At 68.0% G+C, this 13,421-nt stretch carries 14 protein-coding genes; 6 read left to right on the top strand and 8 right to left on the bottom strand.

The window, feature by feature from the left end:
- The first annotated feature begins 17 nt into the window (after positions 1 to 17).
- The 3 genes from G5C50_RS21070 (at position 18) to rsmA (ending at position 3,309) form a co-directional block, all read left to right on the top strand.
- Positions 18 to 1,502 (top strand): DUF1501 domain-containing protein, encoded by a 1,485-nt coding sequence (locus tag G5C50_RS21070; protein ID WP_165072650.1) that lies wholly within the window; start codon positions 18 to 20, stop codon positions 1,500 to 1,502.
- A 263-nt stretch (positions 1,503 to 1,765) separates the two neighbouring features.
- Complete coding sequence (locus G5C50_RS21065; RefSeq protein WP_165072648.1) at positions 1,766 to 2,359, top strand: riboflavin synthase; 594 nt, start codon at positions 1,766 to 1,768, stop codon at positions 2,357 to 2,359.
- The gene (gene rsmA, locus G5C50_RS21060; protein ID WP_165072646.1) at positions 2,356 to 3,309 is read left to right on the top strand and encodes a 16S rRNA (adenine(1518)-N(6)/adenine(1519)-N(6))-dimethyltransferase RsmA; all 954 of its coding nucleotides are present in this window, start codon (positions 2,356 to 2,358) and stop codon (positions 3,307 to 3,309) included. Before G5C50_RS21065 ends, rsmA begins: the two co-directional genes overlap by 4 nt.
- 332 nt (positions 3,310 to 3,641) lie before the next feature.
- On the opposite strand, the gene G5C50_RS21055 is transcribed toward rsmA, so the two are convergent.
- From G5C50_RS21055 to G5C50_RS21045, 3 genes are all read right to left on the bottom strand, one after another.
- Positions 3,642 to 4,220 (bottom strand): hypothetical protein, encoded by a 579-nt coding sequence (locus G5C50_RS21055; protein ID WP_206107789.1) that lies wholly within the window; start codon positions 4,218 to 4,220, stop codon positions 3,642 to 3,644.
- A 96-nt stretch (positions 4,221 to 4,316) separates the two neighbouring features.
- On the bottom strand, positions 4,317 to 5,954 hold the full coding sequence (locus tag G5C50_RS21050) for a TolB-like translocation protein (RefSeq protein ID WP_165072642.1): 1,638 nt from the start codon (positions 5,952 to 5,954) through the stop codon (positions 4,317 to 4,319).
- A 44-nt stretch (positions 5,955 to 5,998) separates the two neighbouring features.
- Positions 5,999 to 6,718 carry an MOSC domain-containing protein gene (locus tag G5C50_RS21045; protein ID WP_165072641.1) on the bottom strand — a complete coding sequence of 240 codons (720 nt, stop codon included), beginning with the start codon at positions 6,716 to 6,718 and terminating at the stop codon, positions 5,999 to 6,001.
- A gap of 165 nt (positions 6,719 to 6,883) precedes the next feature.
- Here G5C50_RS21045 and G5C50_RS21040 point away from each other — a divergent pair, with 165 nt between their 5' ends.
- The 3 genes from G5C50_RS21040 to G5C50_RS21030 are packed head-to-tail and all read left to right on the top strand — an operon-like array spanning position 6,884 to position 9,671.
- Positions 6,884 to 7,864 (top strand): LssY C-terminal domain-containing protein, encoded by a 981-nt coding sequence (locus G5C50_RS21040; protein WP_206107788.1) that lies wholly within the window; start codon positions 6,884 to 6,886, stop codon positions 7,862 to 7,864.
- On the top strand, positions 7,861 to 9,219 hold the full coding sequence (locus tag G5C50_RS21035) for an SGNH/GDSL hydrolase family protein (protein WP_165072639.1): 1,359 nt from the start codon (positions 7,861 to 7,863) through the stop codon (positions 9,217 to 9,219). The genes G5C50_RS21040 and G5C50_RS21035 overlap by 4 nt, the downstream gene beginning before the upstream one ends.
- The gene (locus G5C50_RS21030) at positions 9,216 to 9,671 is read left to right on the top strand and encodes a YybH family protein (RefSeq protein ID WP_165072637.1); all 456 of its coding nucleotides are present in this window, start codon (positions 9,216 to 9,218) and stop codon (positions 9,669 to 9,671) included. Before G5C50_RS21035 ends, G5C50_RS21030 begins: the two co-directional genes overlap by 4 nt.
- A gap of 10 nt (positions 9,672 to 9,681) precedes the next feature.
- On the opposite strand, the gene G5C50_RS21025 is transcribed toward G5C50_RS21030, so the two are convergent.
- The 5 genes from G5C50_RS21025 to G5C50_RS21005 form a co-directional block, all read right to left on the bottom strand.
- On the bottom strand, positions 9,682 to 10,560 hold the full coding sequence (locus G5C50_RS21025) for a PEP-CTERM sorting domain-containing protein (RefSeq protein ID WP_165072635.1): 879 nt from the start codon (positions 10,558 to 10,560) through the stop codon (positions 9,682 to 9,684).
- A gap of 84 nt (positions 10,561 to 10,644) precedes the next feature.
- Positions 10,645 to 11,553: a PEP-CTERM sorting domain-containing protein gene (locus G5C50_RS21020; protein WP_165072634.1), complete on the bottom strand. Its 909-nt coding sequence runs from the start codon at positions 11,551 to 11,553 to the stop codon at positions 10,645 to 10,647.
- A gap of 144 nt (positions 11,554 to 11,697) precedes the next feature.
- Positions 11,698 to 11,910, bottom strand: a complete 213-nt coding sequence (locus G5C50_RS21015) for a hypothetical protein (protein ID WP_165072632.1) — start codon at positions 11,908 to 11,910, stop codon at positions 11,698 to 11,700.
- 36 nt (positions 11,911 to 11,946) lie between these two features.
- Complete coding sequence (locus G5C50_RS21010) at positions 11,947 to 12,198, bottom strand: DUF6582 domain-containing protein (RefSeq protein WP_165072630.1); 252 nt, start codon at positions 12,196 to 12,198, stop codon at positions 11,947 to 11,949.
- A gap of 75 nt (positions 12,199 to 12,273) precedes the next feature.
- On the bottom strand, positions 12,274 to 13,395 hold the full coding sequence (locus G5C50_RS21005; RefSeq protein WP_165072628.1) for an endo-1,4-beta-xylanase: 1,122 nt from the start codon (positions 13,393 to 13,395) through the stop codon (positions 12,274 to 12,276).
- Between the last annotated feature and the right edge of the window lie 26 nt (positions 13,396 to 13,421).

Raw genomic sequence — 13,421 nt, 5'->3', positions numbered from 1 at the left:
CCACCGGGAGACGTCCGATGGACCCGATCCGCGAGCGAGTCAACCTGGAAACCCGTCGCAGCTTCTTCGGCCGAGCCGGCGTGATGAGCCTCGGCGCCGCCGCCCTGGCCGACCTCATGGCGCGCGAGGGGATCGCCTTCGGCGGCGACCCGGCCGCGCCCAAGCTCCCGGTCGACACCGGCGGTCTCCCCGGCCTCCCCCACTTCGCCCCCAAGGCCAAGCGGGCGATCTACCTCCACATGAACGGCGGGCCGTCGCAGCTCGACCTCTTCGACTACAAGCCGAAGATGGAGGCGATGTACGACAAGGACCTGCCGGAGTCCATCCGCAACGGCCAGCGCCTGACCACGATGACCAGCGGCCAGGCCCGCTTCCCCGTCGCGCCCTCGAAGTTCAAGTTCGCCAAGCAGGGCCAGTCCGGCATGTGGGTGAGCGAGTTGCTCCCCTGGACGTCCAAGATCGTCGACGAGATCTCCCTCGTGCAGACGGTCTGGACCGAGGCGATCAACCACGACCCGGCCGTCACCTACATCTGCACGGGCAATCAGGTCCCCGGCCGCGCCAGCCTGGGCTCCTGGCTGAGCTACGGCCTGGGGACGATGAACCGCGACCTCCCCGCGTTCGTCGTCATGACGCCGACGTGGTCGAGCAAGACCCCCGCGCAGGCCCTCTACAACCGCCTCTGGAGCGCGGGGTTCCTCCCCAGCAAGCACCAGGGGGTCTCGCTGCGAGCGACCGGCGACCCGGTGCTCTTCCTGTCGAACCCCTCGGGCGTCGATTCGTCGGTCCGCCGGCGCACGCTCGATGCGATCAACCGCCTCAATCAGAAGGAGTACGACGCCTTCACCGATCCGGAGACGCAGGCTCGCATCGCCCAGTACGAGATGGCCTTCCGGATGCAGACGAGCGTCCCCGAGCTGACGGACGTCGCCAGCGAGCCCCAACACGTCCTCGACATGTACGGGCCCGACGTCCACCGCCCGGGCTCGTTCGCCCGCTGCGCCTTGCTCGCCCGTCGCCTCGCCGAGCGCGACGTCCGCTTCGTCCAGATCTTCCACCGCGGTTGGGACCAGCACGGCAACCTGGCCGGCGACCTCCCCGCCCAGTGCCAGGACGTCGACCAGGCGACCTACGCCCTGATCACCGACCTCAAGCAGCGCGGCTTGCTGGACGACACCCTGGTGATCTGGGGCGGCGAGTTCGGCCGCACCATTTATTGCCAGGGCCCGCTCAGCCGCGAGAACTACGGCCGCGACCACCACCCCAAGTGCTTCCCCATCTGGTTCGCCGGCGGCGGCATCAAGAAGGGCGTGGTCCACGGCGAGACCGACGATTTCAGCTACAACGTCGTGAAGGACCCCGTCCACATCCACGACATGAACGCCACGATCCTCCACTGCATGGGGATCGACCACAAGCGCCTGACGTTCAAGTCCCAGGGCCTCGACATGCGTCTCACCGGCGTCCTCGACCAGAATCCCGTGAAGGCGATCCTGGCCTGAGCGTTCCCCCGCCGTCCTGGTAGAATGAGTGAGTCCGGACGTTCCGACGTCTTCCCTCCTGGAGGGGGAAGACAGACCGCGCAGCGGTCAAATGAGGGGGACGACCGGCGAGGAGCGATTAGTTGCCGGTTCTCGGTTCTCAGAGGTGGGGACTCATGATCCTCTCTGGCGACTGATCACTGACAACTCCTGAGCGGCCACCGTCCCCTCAAGCGGGGAAGGACGTTGCAGGGCGGTCGAAGGGGAATTCACGGGAGGCGAGCGTGTTCACCGGGCTGGTCGAGGCGATGGGGCGGATTGAGGCGATGACGGACGAGGAGGGCGGCAAACGGCTGGCCGTCCGCTGGGATGGGCTGGATGCGCCCCTCGCCATCGGTGAGAGCGTGGCCGTCAACGGCTGCTGCCTGTCGGTCGTCGCCACGGCCCCGGAGCGGTTCGAGGTCCAGGCCGGGCCGGAGACGCTCGTCCGAACGAATCTCGGAGCCCGCAAGGTCGGCGACCCGGTCAACCTGGAGCGCTCGGTCCGCGTCGGCGACCGTCTCGGCGGCCACTTCGTCCAGGGGCACGTCGACGCCACGGCCGTCCTCCGCGAGCGCCGTCGCGAGGGGGAGTGGGAGTTCTTCGCCTTCGACGTCGACCCGGCCTGGACGGTCCTGATGGTTGACAAGGGCTCGATCGCCGTCGACGGCGTCAGCCTGACGTTGGTGAACGTGGAGCCGGCGGGGTTCTCCATCATGCTGATCCCCCACACGCTGAGCGTCACCACACTGGGGACGCTCAAGCCCGGCGACCGCGTGAACATCGAGGCCGACGTCCTGGCCAAGCACGTCCAGAAGCTGCTGGGACAAAACCGGTGAGCGACCAAGAACCGACGCGGCAGACCCAGTCCTACCTCCGCAAACTGTTCGACCGCCACGGCCTCGCGCCTCGGCATCGGCTCGGGCAGAACTTCCTCATCGACCTGAACATCCACGACCTGATCGTCGAGCAAGCGGCGATCGAGCCCGGCGACATGGTCCTGGAAGTCGGCCCCGGCGCGGGGGCGTTGACCTCCTTGATGGCGTCGCGCGGGGCGAAGGTGCTCGCCGTCGAGCTTGACCCGGGCATGGCCGCGCTCGCGACCAAATCGGTCGCCGAGTTCCCGAACGCCAAGGTGCTGAACCTTGACGCCCTGGCCGGCAAACACGCCGTCGCCCCCGAGGTGCTGGAGACGCTCGACCGCGGCCGCGACGGCGGCCCCTTCAAGCTGGTGGCGAACCTCCCGTACAACATCGCCACGCCGCTCATCATGAACCTGATGGTCGACGACGAACGCCGGCCTTCGCTGATCGTCGTCACCATCCAGAAGGAGCTGGGCGAACGGATGATCGCCGGCCCCGGCGACTCCGAGAACAGCGCCCTCTCCGTGCTCCTCCAGGCGCTGGCGACGATCGAGATCGCCCGCGTTTTGCCCCCCTCGGTCTTCTGGCCCCGACCGAAGGTCGATTCGGCCGTCGTGGTGATCCGTCCCGACCCGGCCGAGCGCGAGAACGTCGGCGACCTGGCGTGGTTCCACCGGATCGTCCGCGAGGTCTTCCTCTACCGCCGCAAGGTCATCCGCGTCGTGCTCGCCAAGATGGCCCCCGAGGGCGTCTCCAAGGCCGACGTCGACGCCCTGCTGCAATCCCTCGCCATCAACGGCGGCCTCCGCGCCGAGGCTCTGGAAGTCCCCCAGTGGATCGCCCTGGCCAAGGCCCTCAAGACGAGCTGGGGCGCCGTGACTCCGACCGAGGCCGAGGGCGAGGGCGGGGGGCCGAGCGACGATTAACGTCCCTTCTCCCCCCGGGAGAAGGTGCCGCGCAGCGGCGGATGAGGGTCGTCGGATTTCGGAGTGTGTACCGGTCGCCTTGCGGCCTACCTCAACGGCCTTCCCCACTCGCGGGGGAAGGTGGCCCGAAAGGCACGAATGGTTCTCAGTTCTCAGTTGTTAGCGAGGAAAGCAAGTACGTTCCCTCGGCCGAGAACTGCCAACTGAGAACTCTACATGTGGTCGTCCCCCTCATCGGACCGCGGCGCGGTCTGTCCTCCCCCACCACGTCTTGATCGCCGCCGCCGGAAAGGTATCGGGTGGTCAGCGGTGGGAGAGTGAACCAGGGCTCGCTACGATGCTGGTCCCGTTTTCGCCAAAACCGCCGGCTTCGGCAGCCGGCGGTCGACGTCCGGCACACCGGGGCGGGGGTGAGCGCGGGCGATATCGGCGACGTGGTCCCACAGGGCCGACAGCACGGCGACGACCGTGTCGGGTTGTTCTCGGGCTTTCGCGACTTCCCCGCGGATCTGGTCGCGCAGGGCCGTCTCATCTTCGATCGTGAGCGAACCGGACTCGGCCGTTGTGGCGACGAGCGTGTAGGCGTCGCGGACGGTTTCGTCCCAGGCGCGTTCGTCGACGCCGGCGGGATGGATCTTGAGCAGCTCCAGAATCGGCGGGGCGACCTCGCGGCGGGCGAACTCGGCCCGGCGCTTCGACTCCACCAGCGACGGTCGGAGGACGCCGACCAGGATCAGCCAGACCCCGGCGATCGCCGCCAGCGATCCCAGGACGAACAACCGCCCGGAGATTCCACGCCGTCCGCGCGGGGCGTCCGGCTCCAGTCCGCGTGGAGGCGGAGTGCGGACATGGTCGGGCTCTTCGGTCTTCCAGGATCGGGTCGGGCCGCCGTCTTGGGGCGTGGTCGTCATGGGCGTATCGGCTTCGGCGAGGCGGAGGATCCGGCCGCGGCCCGTGTCGCCGCGGTCGCCCGGCCTCCGTCGCTCCATTCTACCGCCGATGACCATTCAGCGCCAGGCCGGCATGCTCCAGAGCCCCGGCGCGGTGGTCGCCGGCTTCCCCTCGGCCTCGTCGATCGGCAGCACGGTCGGCGTCGGGCCCTGGCCCGGGACGAAGTGCATCATGAAGATCCGCTTGCCGTCGGCCGCGGGAGCCGGGAAGCCGTAGCCGGCGAGGCCGCCGGCGTACTCCTTCTCGTCGCCGCCTTCAAGGTTGCACGTCTTCCAGCCGTGGGCCTTCTCGTCCTGGAAGAGGATCCGGCCGTCGGACAGGACGACCGGCATCGTCCCCTCGCGCAGCTTCGTCAGCCGGCCGTCCAGGTCGAGCCGAGAGATCGACGAGGTCCGCGGCGAATTCAGGTCCTTGGGGTCGAGCGGTTCCCGCACGAGGAGGATCAACCCCTTGCCGTCGGGAGTCCAGGAGAGGAACGCCTGGTCGCGAGGCACTCCGAGGGGTCGGGCCGCACCGCTCTCGACGTCCACGAGGACCAGCGTCGCATCCAGAGGATCGCCGGCCGGCGGCTTGTGCAGCGCGGCGATCGTCTTGCCGTCAGGCGAGCACGCCGGCATCAGCGTATTTCCCTCGGCGAGCCGTTCGCCCCCGAGCCGACGGTTCGCGCCGGTCTTGAGGTCGACCTCGTACAGGTCCAGCCCCCCGCGCGCCTGATCGAGCCCCGAGACGATCACCTTCGCCCGGTCCTTGAGGAAGCATCCGGACATGACGATCGGCTCCCGCAAGGGGATCCGCCGCAGGCGGCCGGTGCGGACGTCGAGCAGTCGGCCGTCGCTGTCGCCGGCCGGCTGGCCGGGCCTCCAGATGCCGGAGTGGTTGATCAACACCAGGTCGGACGTGTCGCCCGCGGTGGGGTCGTCGGCGAAGTCCTCCCACTGCTGGTCGTCGACTCGCAGCTCGTTTGGGTCGACGGCGTCGAGCCAGCGGAAATCCCGCATCTCCGTCTGACGGTCGGGGGCGCCGTCGAGGACGATCAGGCCGGTGGTCGAATCGACCTTCGTCGGCATGCCTCGGTCGAGGAGTTCGCGGCCTTGCTCTCCGATCCGCACCAACTCGGGCGCGGCCGCCTTTTCCGGGGCCAGGGCCTTGAGCTTCTCCAGGTGCTCGAGCGTCGACTGGAGCTGTCGCCGCGCCGAGTCGGGAAGCGGCGTGCGATACGACGCCACGCCGTTCGTCGTCCCCTCGTAGGATTCGGGCGACGGTCCAGCCTCGTTCACGGCCAGGGCCTCGGCGCGGAGCAGGAAGATGTAGGCGGTCGGGAGCAGAAAGGGCGCCTCGTAAGGGCGGTACTTGCCCCGCTTGTTGTGTTCCTTCACGTACCAGACGCCGTCGCGTTCCACGATCCGGATCGCTTCGGCTCGCTGGCCCCGAAGCGACATGGAGAGGGTCATCCGCCGCCCGTTGGGCGTGGAGAGCATCTCGACGATCACGTCGGCCGAGCCGGGCAGGTGCATCGTCGACGTCCACGACGCCGACTCCTTCTCCAGCCTGGCGATCGTCTCGCGCCCGGCCTTCGCCAGAGCGGCCATGTCGGGAGCCTTGGCGACGGCCTGTTGGGCCTGAACGGCTGTTGGGAAGAGCGAGGCGAGGAGGCAGGCCCCCCCGAAAACGAGACGCAAGCAGCGATGGATCATGGGGGCCTTTCGGTTCGATTCGGAGTCCCGGACGTCGCTCGATCCTATCCCGACGCTCCCCGTCCTTCCAGACGACGAGTCGCGTCGGCCTCGATCCCCTTCGCAATCCGGTTGTGCAGCGTTGTCTTCCAGCTTGCGGAGAGCGTCGGCAGAGCGGCGAGCGCGGCGGCGGAGGCGAGGTCGGCCTTATCGTGGTGCATGACCTGGTTGGCCCGAGCGATGGTCCAGTCCGGGTGCGGACGATCCACGAGCGTCAACGGCTCGCCGGTCTGAACGACTCCCTCGGTCAAGACGCGGAAGTACCAGCCGGTGCGTCCGGAATCCTGGACGAGAAACGTCAACTCCTTGATCCGCCAGCGGCGGGCGAGCTTCCAGCAGGGCTGCCTCGGCTGCGAGACCTGCACCACGGCCGTCCCCACGCGGAAGGTGTCGCCGATGCAGACGTCGGGTTCGACGAGGCCGTCGATGGTGAAGTTCTCGCCGAACGCGCCAAAAGCCATGTCAGGACGGCCTAACTCGCTCCGCCATCCCGGATAATGGGCCGCCGAGTAGCAGCAGACGGCCTTGTCGACCCCGCCGTGGTTCACCAGATCGGCCTGGCCGTCGCCGTCGAGGTTCGTCCAGCGCAGGTCCACCGGCCCGGCCGCGGTCTCCTTCCAGAACCCGCTGACCCACGGCCGATCGAACGGGTCCGCCGCCCCCTCGGTCCCCGCCTCGCGAGGCTTCCCCACCTGGATCGAAGCCAGCACCGCCGCCCCATCCATCCGGCCACCTCCCTCCGCGACTCGTCCCCTTCGGCCAGACTGAGGATTACCAGACCGAGCCCCCGGCCGGCAAGGTTGGCCGATCCGTTTGACGGCTCGTCGAGCCGGAAGCAGAATTGGCTGTGCGGCGGAGGTTGCTGCGGATCCTGGACGAACGAGGGCGACATGGCCGACGATCAACACGATCCGCTCCAGAACGACGCGGCCCCGGCGGTCGCGGCCGAGATCGCTCAGGACCTCTCTGAAACCGCGCCCGCTCCCGAGGCCGAGGCGGCGGCCGTTCCCGCGTTGGTGCGGTCCTGGAAGCGGCGGTGGTCGGCGCGGACGGGGAAGTTCCTGGCGTACTCCGTGGTCTTCTGGCTGATCGTGGCGTATGTGGTCGCGCCGTTCTTCTGGACGCACTACGAACACCACCCGGCCATGATGGACGCCCCTCGGACGACCCTCACGGCGCAGGGGATTCCCGGCGACCCGCTGAACGTCGGGTTGATCGGCACGCGCGAGGAACTGGTCAAGGCCATGCACGCCGCCGGTTGGGATCCGGCCGATCCCGTGACGCTCCGCACCAGCCTGGAGATCGCCGGCAGCGTGATCCGAGGCCGTCCCTACAACGACGCCCCCGTCAGCCCGCTCTTCGTCTTCGGCCGCAAGCAGGATCTGGCCTTCGAGAAGCCCGTCGGCGACAGCGCGAAGCAGCGGCACCACGTCCGGTTCTGGGAGTCGAAGGACCTGGGCCGGGACGGCATGCCGCTCTGGATCGGAGCCGTGACGTTCGACCGGAGCGTTGGCCTGAGCCATCGGACCGGGCAGATCACCCACCACATCGCCCCCGACGTCGACGACGAGCGCAACGGCCTGTTCGCCGATCTCCGCGGCCGGGATCGGCTCTCCGAGATCTTCCAGGTCACGGGCGTCGGCGCCACGCTGATCGGCCGCAACGGCGGCGGCGACCCCTATTACACCGACGGCGAAATGACGATCGGCGTCTTGACTGCTGCCGACCGCCCCGACTCCACGCCCGAGACGCTCGCCAACCCGCCCGTCATCCGCTTCAAGGAGCAGCTCTGGTCGGCCGTCAAACCGATCCTCGATTCGCTCCCCGCCAACCAGCCTGATGCGCCCGAGGACGACGACGACCAGCCGTGAATCGCGGTCGGGGATCGAGTATCCTGGACGCCATGACCTCTCCGCCCGACCCCTCGCCCCCTGAAGCCCCCCCCGCCGCGAAGCGGCCCCTGCGGCTCTCGCGGCAGCGCCTTTGGCTGTTCCGAGGCGTGCTGCTGCTGGCGGTCGCGCTCGGCCAGGAGGTCGTCTTCCGGGCGATGTTCCCGCGGCCGGAGGTCCAGCAGTTCAACCGGATCCACTACCAGCAGATGGCCCAGTCGCACCCGCAGTTCAAGAAGACGATGGAGCGCGGCCTGGTCTACGACCGGCTCTGGATCGAGAGCCGCCCGGACGGCTTCTCCGAGGTCCACAACCTCAACCTCTACGGCTTTCGAGGCCCCGATTTCCGCATCGCACGGACGCCCGGCCAGCGACGGATCCTCGTCGTCGGCGACAGCGTCGTGGAAGGCGAAGGCGTTCCCGACTCTCAGACGATCACCGCCGAGTGGTCGCGGATCCTGTCTCGTGAAGGATCCCCTGCCGAGGTGATCAACCTGGGCGTGATCGCCGCGAGCATGCCCCACCTGTGGATCCTCCTCCGCGACGCCGTCGCGCTGCTGCGTCCCGACGACGTCGTCCTCGCGCTCTACTGCAACGATCTCCCCGCCCCGTTCATTTACGATTCACTCAACCAGCCGCCGAAGCGGTTCGAGCCCATCGAGGTCGACCCCTGGGAGCCTCGGCTGGTCGACCTGATCGACCGCGCGATCTACGAGAAGCCGATCTACCGCCGCTGGTTCCACCCGGCGATCCGCTTCTTCGCTCCGATCCCCGACGAGACCAACCCCTGGGCCGACGGCCGCCCCTGCCCGTCGGGGCTCGAAAAGGCGCTGTACGACGACATGAGGGCCGGCCGGATCAATCCGTGGCTTCACCATCAGTCGGAGGACATGCCCGGCCTGCTCTCGCACGACTTCTCGAAGGACGGCTCCCCGCAGACGATCCTCCAGCGGATGGCCGATCTCTCCAAGATCTTCGAGGCGCGAATGATGGTCGCCTACATCCCCTTCTGCGGCGTCGTCCACACGCGCTACGCGAAGGCCCTCGTCGAGATGGGGATGAAACCGGACCTCGCCGCAGCCCTCCCCGGCGATCCGAAGTACCGCGCCCAGAATCGCATCCTCGCCGAGGTCTGCGGCCAGTTGAATCTCCCCCTGGCCGACGCCACGCCCGACCTGGAGGCCGCCGAGGCCGCCGGGACGCCCCATTACTGGGCCTACGACACGCACCCCAACGCCCAGGGCTACGCCGTCATCGCCCGCCGCATCCACGAGACCTGGAGCACATCGCTCCGCGACGCGAGGAAGCCCTCATCCCAATCCGGAGCCCAGCCGTGACCAAGCCCTCCGCAGCCCTCGTCTTCCTGCTGACCCTCGTCTCCCCGGTTCTGGCCCAGGCGCAGACCGTTTCGAAGGACGACGACGCCGCCCTGCGCGAGGTCGTCCGCAAGTACGTCGACGCCCGCGAGGCCCGCGACGCGAAGGCCGTCGAAGCCCTGCTGACCGCCGACGCCGATCAACTCGTCTCCGACGGCACCTGGCGCCACGGCCGCGATTCGCTCGTCCAGGGGATGCTGGAATCCTCACGCAAGAACCCGGCGAAGCGGACGATCGACGTCGAGACCATCCGCCTGGTCACCCCGGACGTCGCTCTCGTCGACGGCCGCTACACCCAGGTCGGCGCCGCCGACGTTCGCGCCATGTGGACGGCCTTCACGATGAAGCGGACCACCGAGGGCTGGAAGATCGCGGCCATCCGCAACATGCTCCCCGCGCCGCCGGCGAAGTAACCGCCGCGGTTCAGCGGCGGGCCCGACGGCGGTAGACCATGGCGAAGGCGCCGGCGAGACCGAAGACCACCAGCGAGGTCGGTTCCGGGATCTGCGGCGGCTCAGGATTCGTCGGCGGATCGGTGGAGACTCCGGAGTCGTTGGAGAATGTGATCTCCGTACCGTCGTCGTTGGTCCTGGCGACCGTCCCGCCCGAGAGGTAGACCAGGGCGTGGAGGGCGTCGCCGTTCGAGAGCACGCCGGAGAGCGTCTGAGTGGCGGCGTCGTAGGAGAGGCCGGTCCCGAAGAAGCTGGTCGCGCCGCCGTACGCGGCGTCGATGGCGATCGGGCTGAGGAACTCGCCGCCGGTCACCGTCGTGTTGCCGAGCGACAGGAGTGAGTAGCCCGAAGTCCCGCCGTAGTAGCCCCCTGAACCCGTCCCGCCGATGAACGTGCCGCCGCTGATGGTTAACTCCGAGAGGAAGGGGCCGGCGCCCCAGTTTAGCGCTGAGCCAGTGATGCCATTCCCCGGCTGGAAGGGTGAATCGCCGCCGATGAACGTGCCGCCGGAGATCCGCGCCTGGGCCCAACCGACCGTCAGCCCGCTAGCGTAGGTGCCGACGCCCCGAGACTCGCCGCCGGTCGCCTCGAAGAAGCCCTGGCCGATACTGATCCCATTGTCGACCAAGCCGCCCGACATCGTCACTTTTCCCGGGCTTTCGGGGTCAGTGTAGACGTAGTGGATGTCCGCCCCGGCGCGGATCTCAAGCGAACCTCGAACGTTGTACATCTCCTTCGTCGCCGAGTCGACGACGAGCGTCGAGCCGTTGGGAACGGTGATCGGCGTCGCGAAGACCGATGACGAAAGGGTGAGGGCGAACAGGGTCGCCGTTAGTCGCATCCTGCGCATGGTGCCACTCCTTGGTAGCCTGCGACGGAGCCGGTGCAGCCCGCCGTGAGGCGAGTATCTAACGAGGCGTGCACAGCTTCAACGTCAGCAATTGGAGCGGCTCGCGGTCCTTCCGCGGCTGATCCGACGATGACGCGCCATGGCGAACGCCCCAGCAAGGCCGAAGACGATCAGCGAGGTCGGCTCGGGGACCGGCGGCGGCTCCGGGTTCGTCGGCGGGTCGGTGGAGACGCCGGAGTCATAGGAGAAGGTGATCTCCGTGCCGTCGTCGTTGGTCTCGGCGACCGTCCCGCCCGAGAGGTAGACCAGGGCGTGGAGGGCGTCGCCGTTCGAGAGCACGCCGGAGAGCGTCTGGGTGGCGGCATCGTAGGAGAGGCCAGTCCCGAAGAAGCTGGTCACGCCGCCGTACGCGGCGTTGATGGCGATCGGGCTGAGGAACTCGCCGCCGGTCACCGTCGTGTTGCCGAGCGAGATGAGCGAATAACCTGTATCGCCGCCGTAATAGCCGCCCGCGCCGGTGCCGCCGATGAACGTGCCGCCGCTGATGGCCAGTTCCGAGACGAACGGGACGCCGTTCCAGGTCCCCGCCGAGCCCGCGACGCCGCTTCCGGCGGCGAGCGTGCCGTTGCCGCCAACGAACGTCCCGCCGGAGATCACCGCCTGGCCCCATCCGATGTCCAGGCCGTTGGAATAGTTGCCGGCCCCGTAGGATTCGCCGCCGGTGGACTCGAAGAGGCCTCGGCTGAGGCTGATCCCATAGTCGACCCGGCCGCCCGACATGGTCACTTTCCCCGACCCCTCGCTGTAGCTGTAGACGCTGTTGACGTCCGCGCCGGCGCGGATGTCGAGCGAGCCTCGCACATCGTAATTGGCCTTCGTCGCGGAGTCGACGACGAGCGTTGAGCCATCCTCAACCGTGATGATCGGCACGCCGAGGGCCGTCGACGAGAGGGTGAGGGCGAACAGGGTCGCCGCCAGTCGCATCCTGCGCATGGTGCCGCTCCTTGGTAGGGCCTCGCGACGGGCTGTTGCAGCTCGCCGCGAGGCGAGTATCTAACAAAGCGTGCACCGCGTCAACGCTGTAAGCCTCGATCAGCTCCGATCAGGCTAGCCATCCTCGGTCTCGTGCGAGGGTCGTCAACCGATCCTCGCCACCCGACTTCTGCCGAGAACGTCGTAGGCCAGAGGCAACGTCGTCACGGCGCCGACCGCCAGAAGCGCCCACCCGACGGCCTTGCGCTGGTCTGCCGACAGACGGCCCGCCGCAAGCAGGGCAATGCCGGCGCCCAGCAAGGCGCGAGTCCCGGCGATCAGGGCGAGTTCCGGTAGGGGGATTGTGGTTTCTCTCATGGCCGTGGTCCTTTCGATCCGAGTTCCTGCGACCCGTCAGTCATGGCCGATTTCGACGCCATGCTTTTTGGCGGCTCGCTTGATGCGTTCCTTGATCGTCTTGACCTCGTCGCCGGCGTACTTGGCGGCGTTGTCCTTGTGGTTGATGTAGCTCCACGCGGCTCGGACGTGCTCGGCGCTGTCGATGGGGTACTTCTTGTTGGTTGGATCGGCGAACGCGACGTCGCCGTATTCGTGCTCGCCCCGTTCGGGGTTCACGTCCTCGCGACGCTTGATCCGGTCCGCCATGGCAGGCTCCTCTCAGTTCACCCAACGAGGGAGAATCAACATGAGAATGAAGCTGCAAAACATGCGCCGATCGGATCACGGTTTCACGTCCATCACGGCCTGGAAGGCGGGCTTGGGGGACGCGCGACGATCGAAGAGGAGCGGGTATTCGGCGTGCTTCCAGGGGAATGAGTTCAGCCAGCTTCGGCCGTCGTGGAGGTCCCAGAAGGTGACGCGGGCGATGACGTCGGCGTGGTCGCTGAAGAGCCGGAAGAGTTGGGCGTACTGGGCGGCCTGACGGTCGATGAGGTCGGGGGGGCAGCCGGCGGCGAGCGGGTCGGTCCTGGCGATCTCATCCCGGCGCTTGCCGCCGTCGGCCCACCAGACGCCCCTCGGAACGACGCCCAGGTCCAGCTCGGAGACCATCACCTTCAGCCTGAGATCCTTCATCGCGACGAGCAGGGCCTCGATGTCCTTGAACGGGACCTGATCGACCTCCCAGTGCCCCTGGATGCCGATCGCCCCCAGCGGGACGTTCTTGCTCCGAAGGTCGCCGATCAGCCGGATCAGCTTCTCCCGCTTCCTGGGCTGATCGACGTTGTAATCATTGTAGAGCAGCAGGGCGCCCGGGTCGGCCTCGTGGGCGCAGGCGAAGGCCTCGGCGATGAACTCGGGGCCGACGATGCTCAGCCAGCTTGAGGGCCGCAGATCGGGCTCGTTGTCGTCGAGGACCTCGTTGACCACGTCCCACGACGCAATCCGGCCGCGATAGCGCGAGACGAGCGTGCGGATGTGGGTCCGCATCCGCTCCAGAACCTTCTCGCGCGAGGCCGGCTTGTCGCCGTCGCGGAAGAACCAGGCGGGCGTCCGCTCGTCCTTGGCCCAGACGAGCGTATGGCCGACGACCTGGAGCCGATTCTTCTCGGCGAAGTCGACGAGGGCGTCGGCTTCCTCGAAGTGGAACTCCCCCTCCCTCGGCTGGACGGCGGTCATCTTCATGCAGTTCTCAGGCGTGACGCTGCCGAACTGGCCGAGGATCAGCTTTCGCTCGACGTCCGAGTATTCGTCCGGCACCCGCCCGCCGAGCGCGACCCCGACGACGAACTTCGAACCGAACTTCGCCTGCAACGAGGGTGCGGCCTCCTCGCCGGCGCTCCCCGGTCGGGGGATTAGCAGGGAAATCGCGACGAACAGACCGAGGGAGACTCTGAACCGCATGGGAAGGTTCCGGTCGAAAGGCGTGG

This window comes from Paludisphaera rhizosphaerae (genome assembly GCF_011065895.1).
GTDB lineage: Bacteria > Planctomycetota > Planctomycetia > Isosphaerales > Isosphaeraceae > Paludisphaera > Paludisphaera rhizosphaerae.
This window is presented reverse-complemented; position numbering and strand designations above follow the sequence as displayed.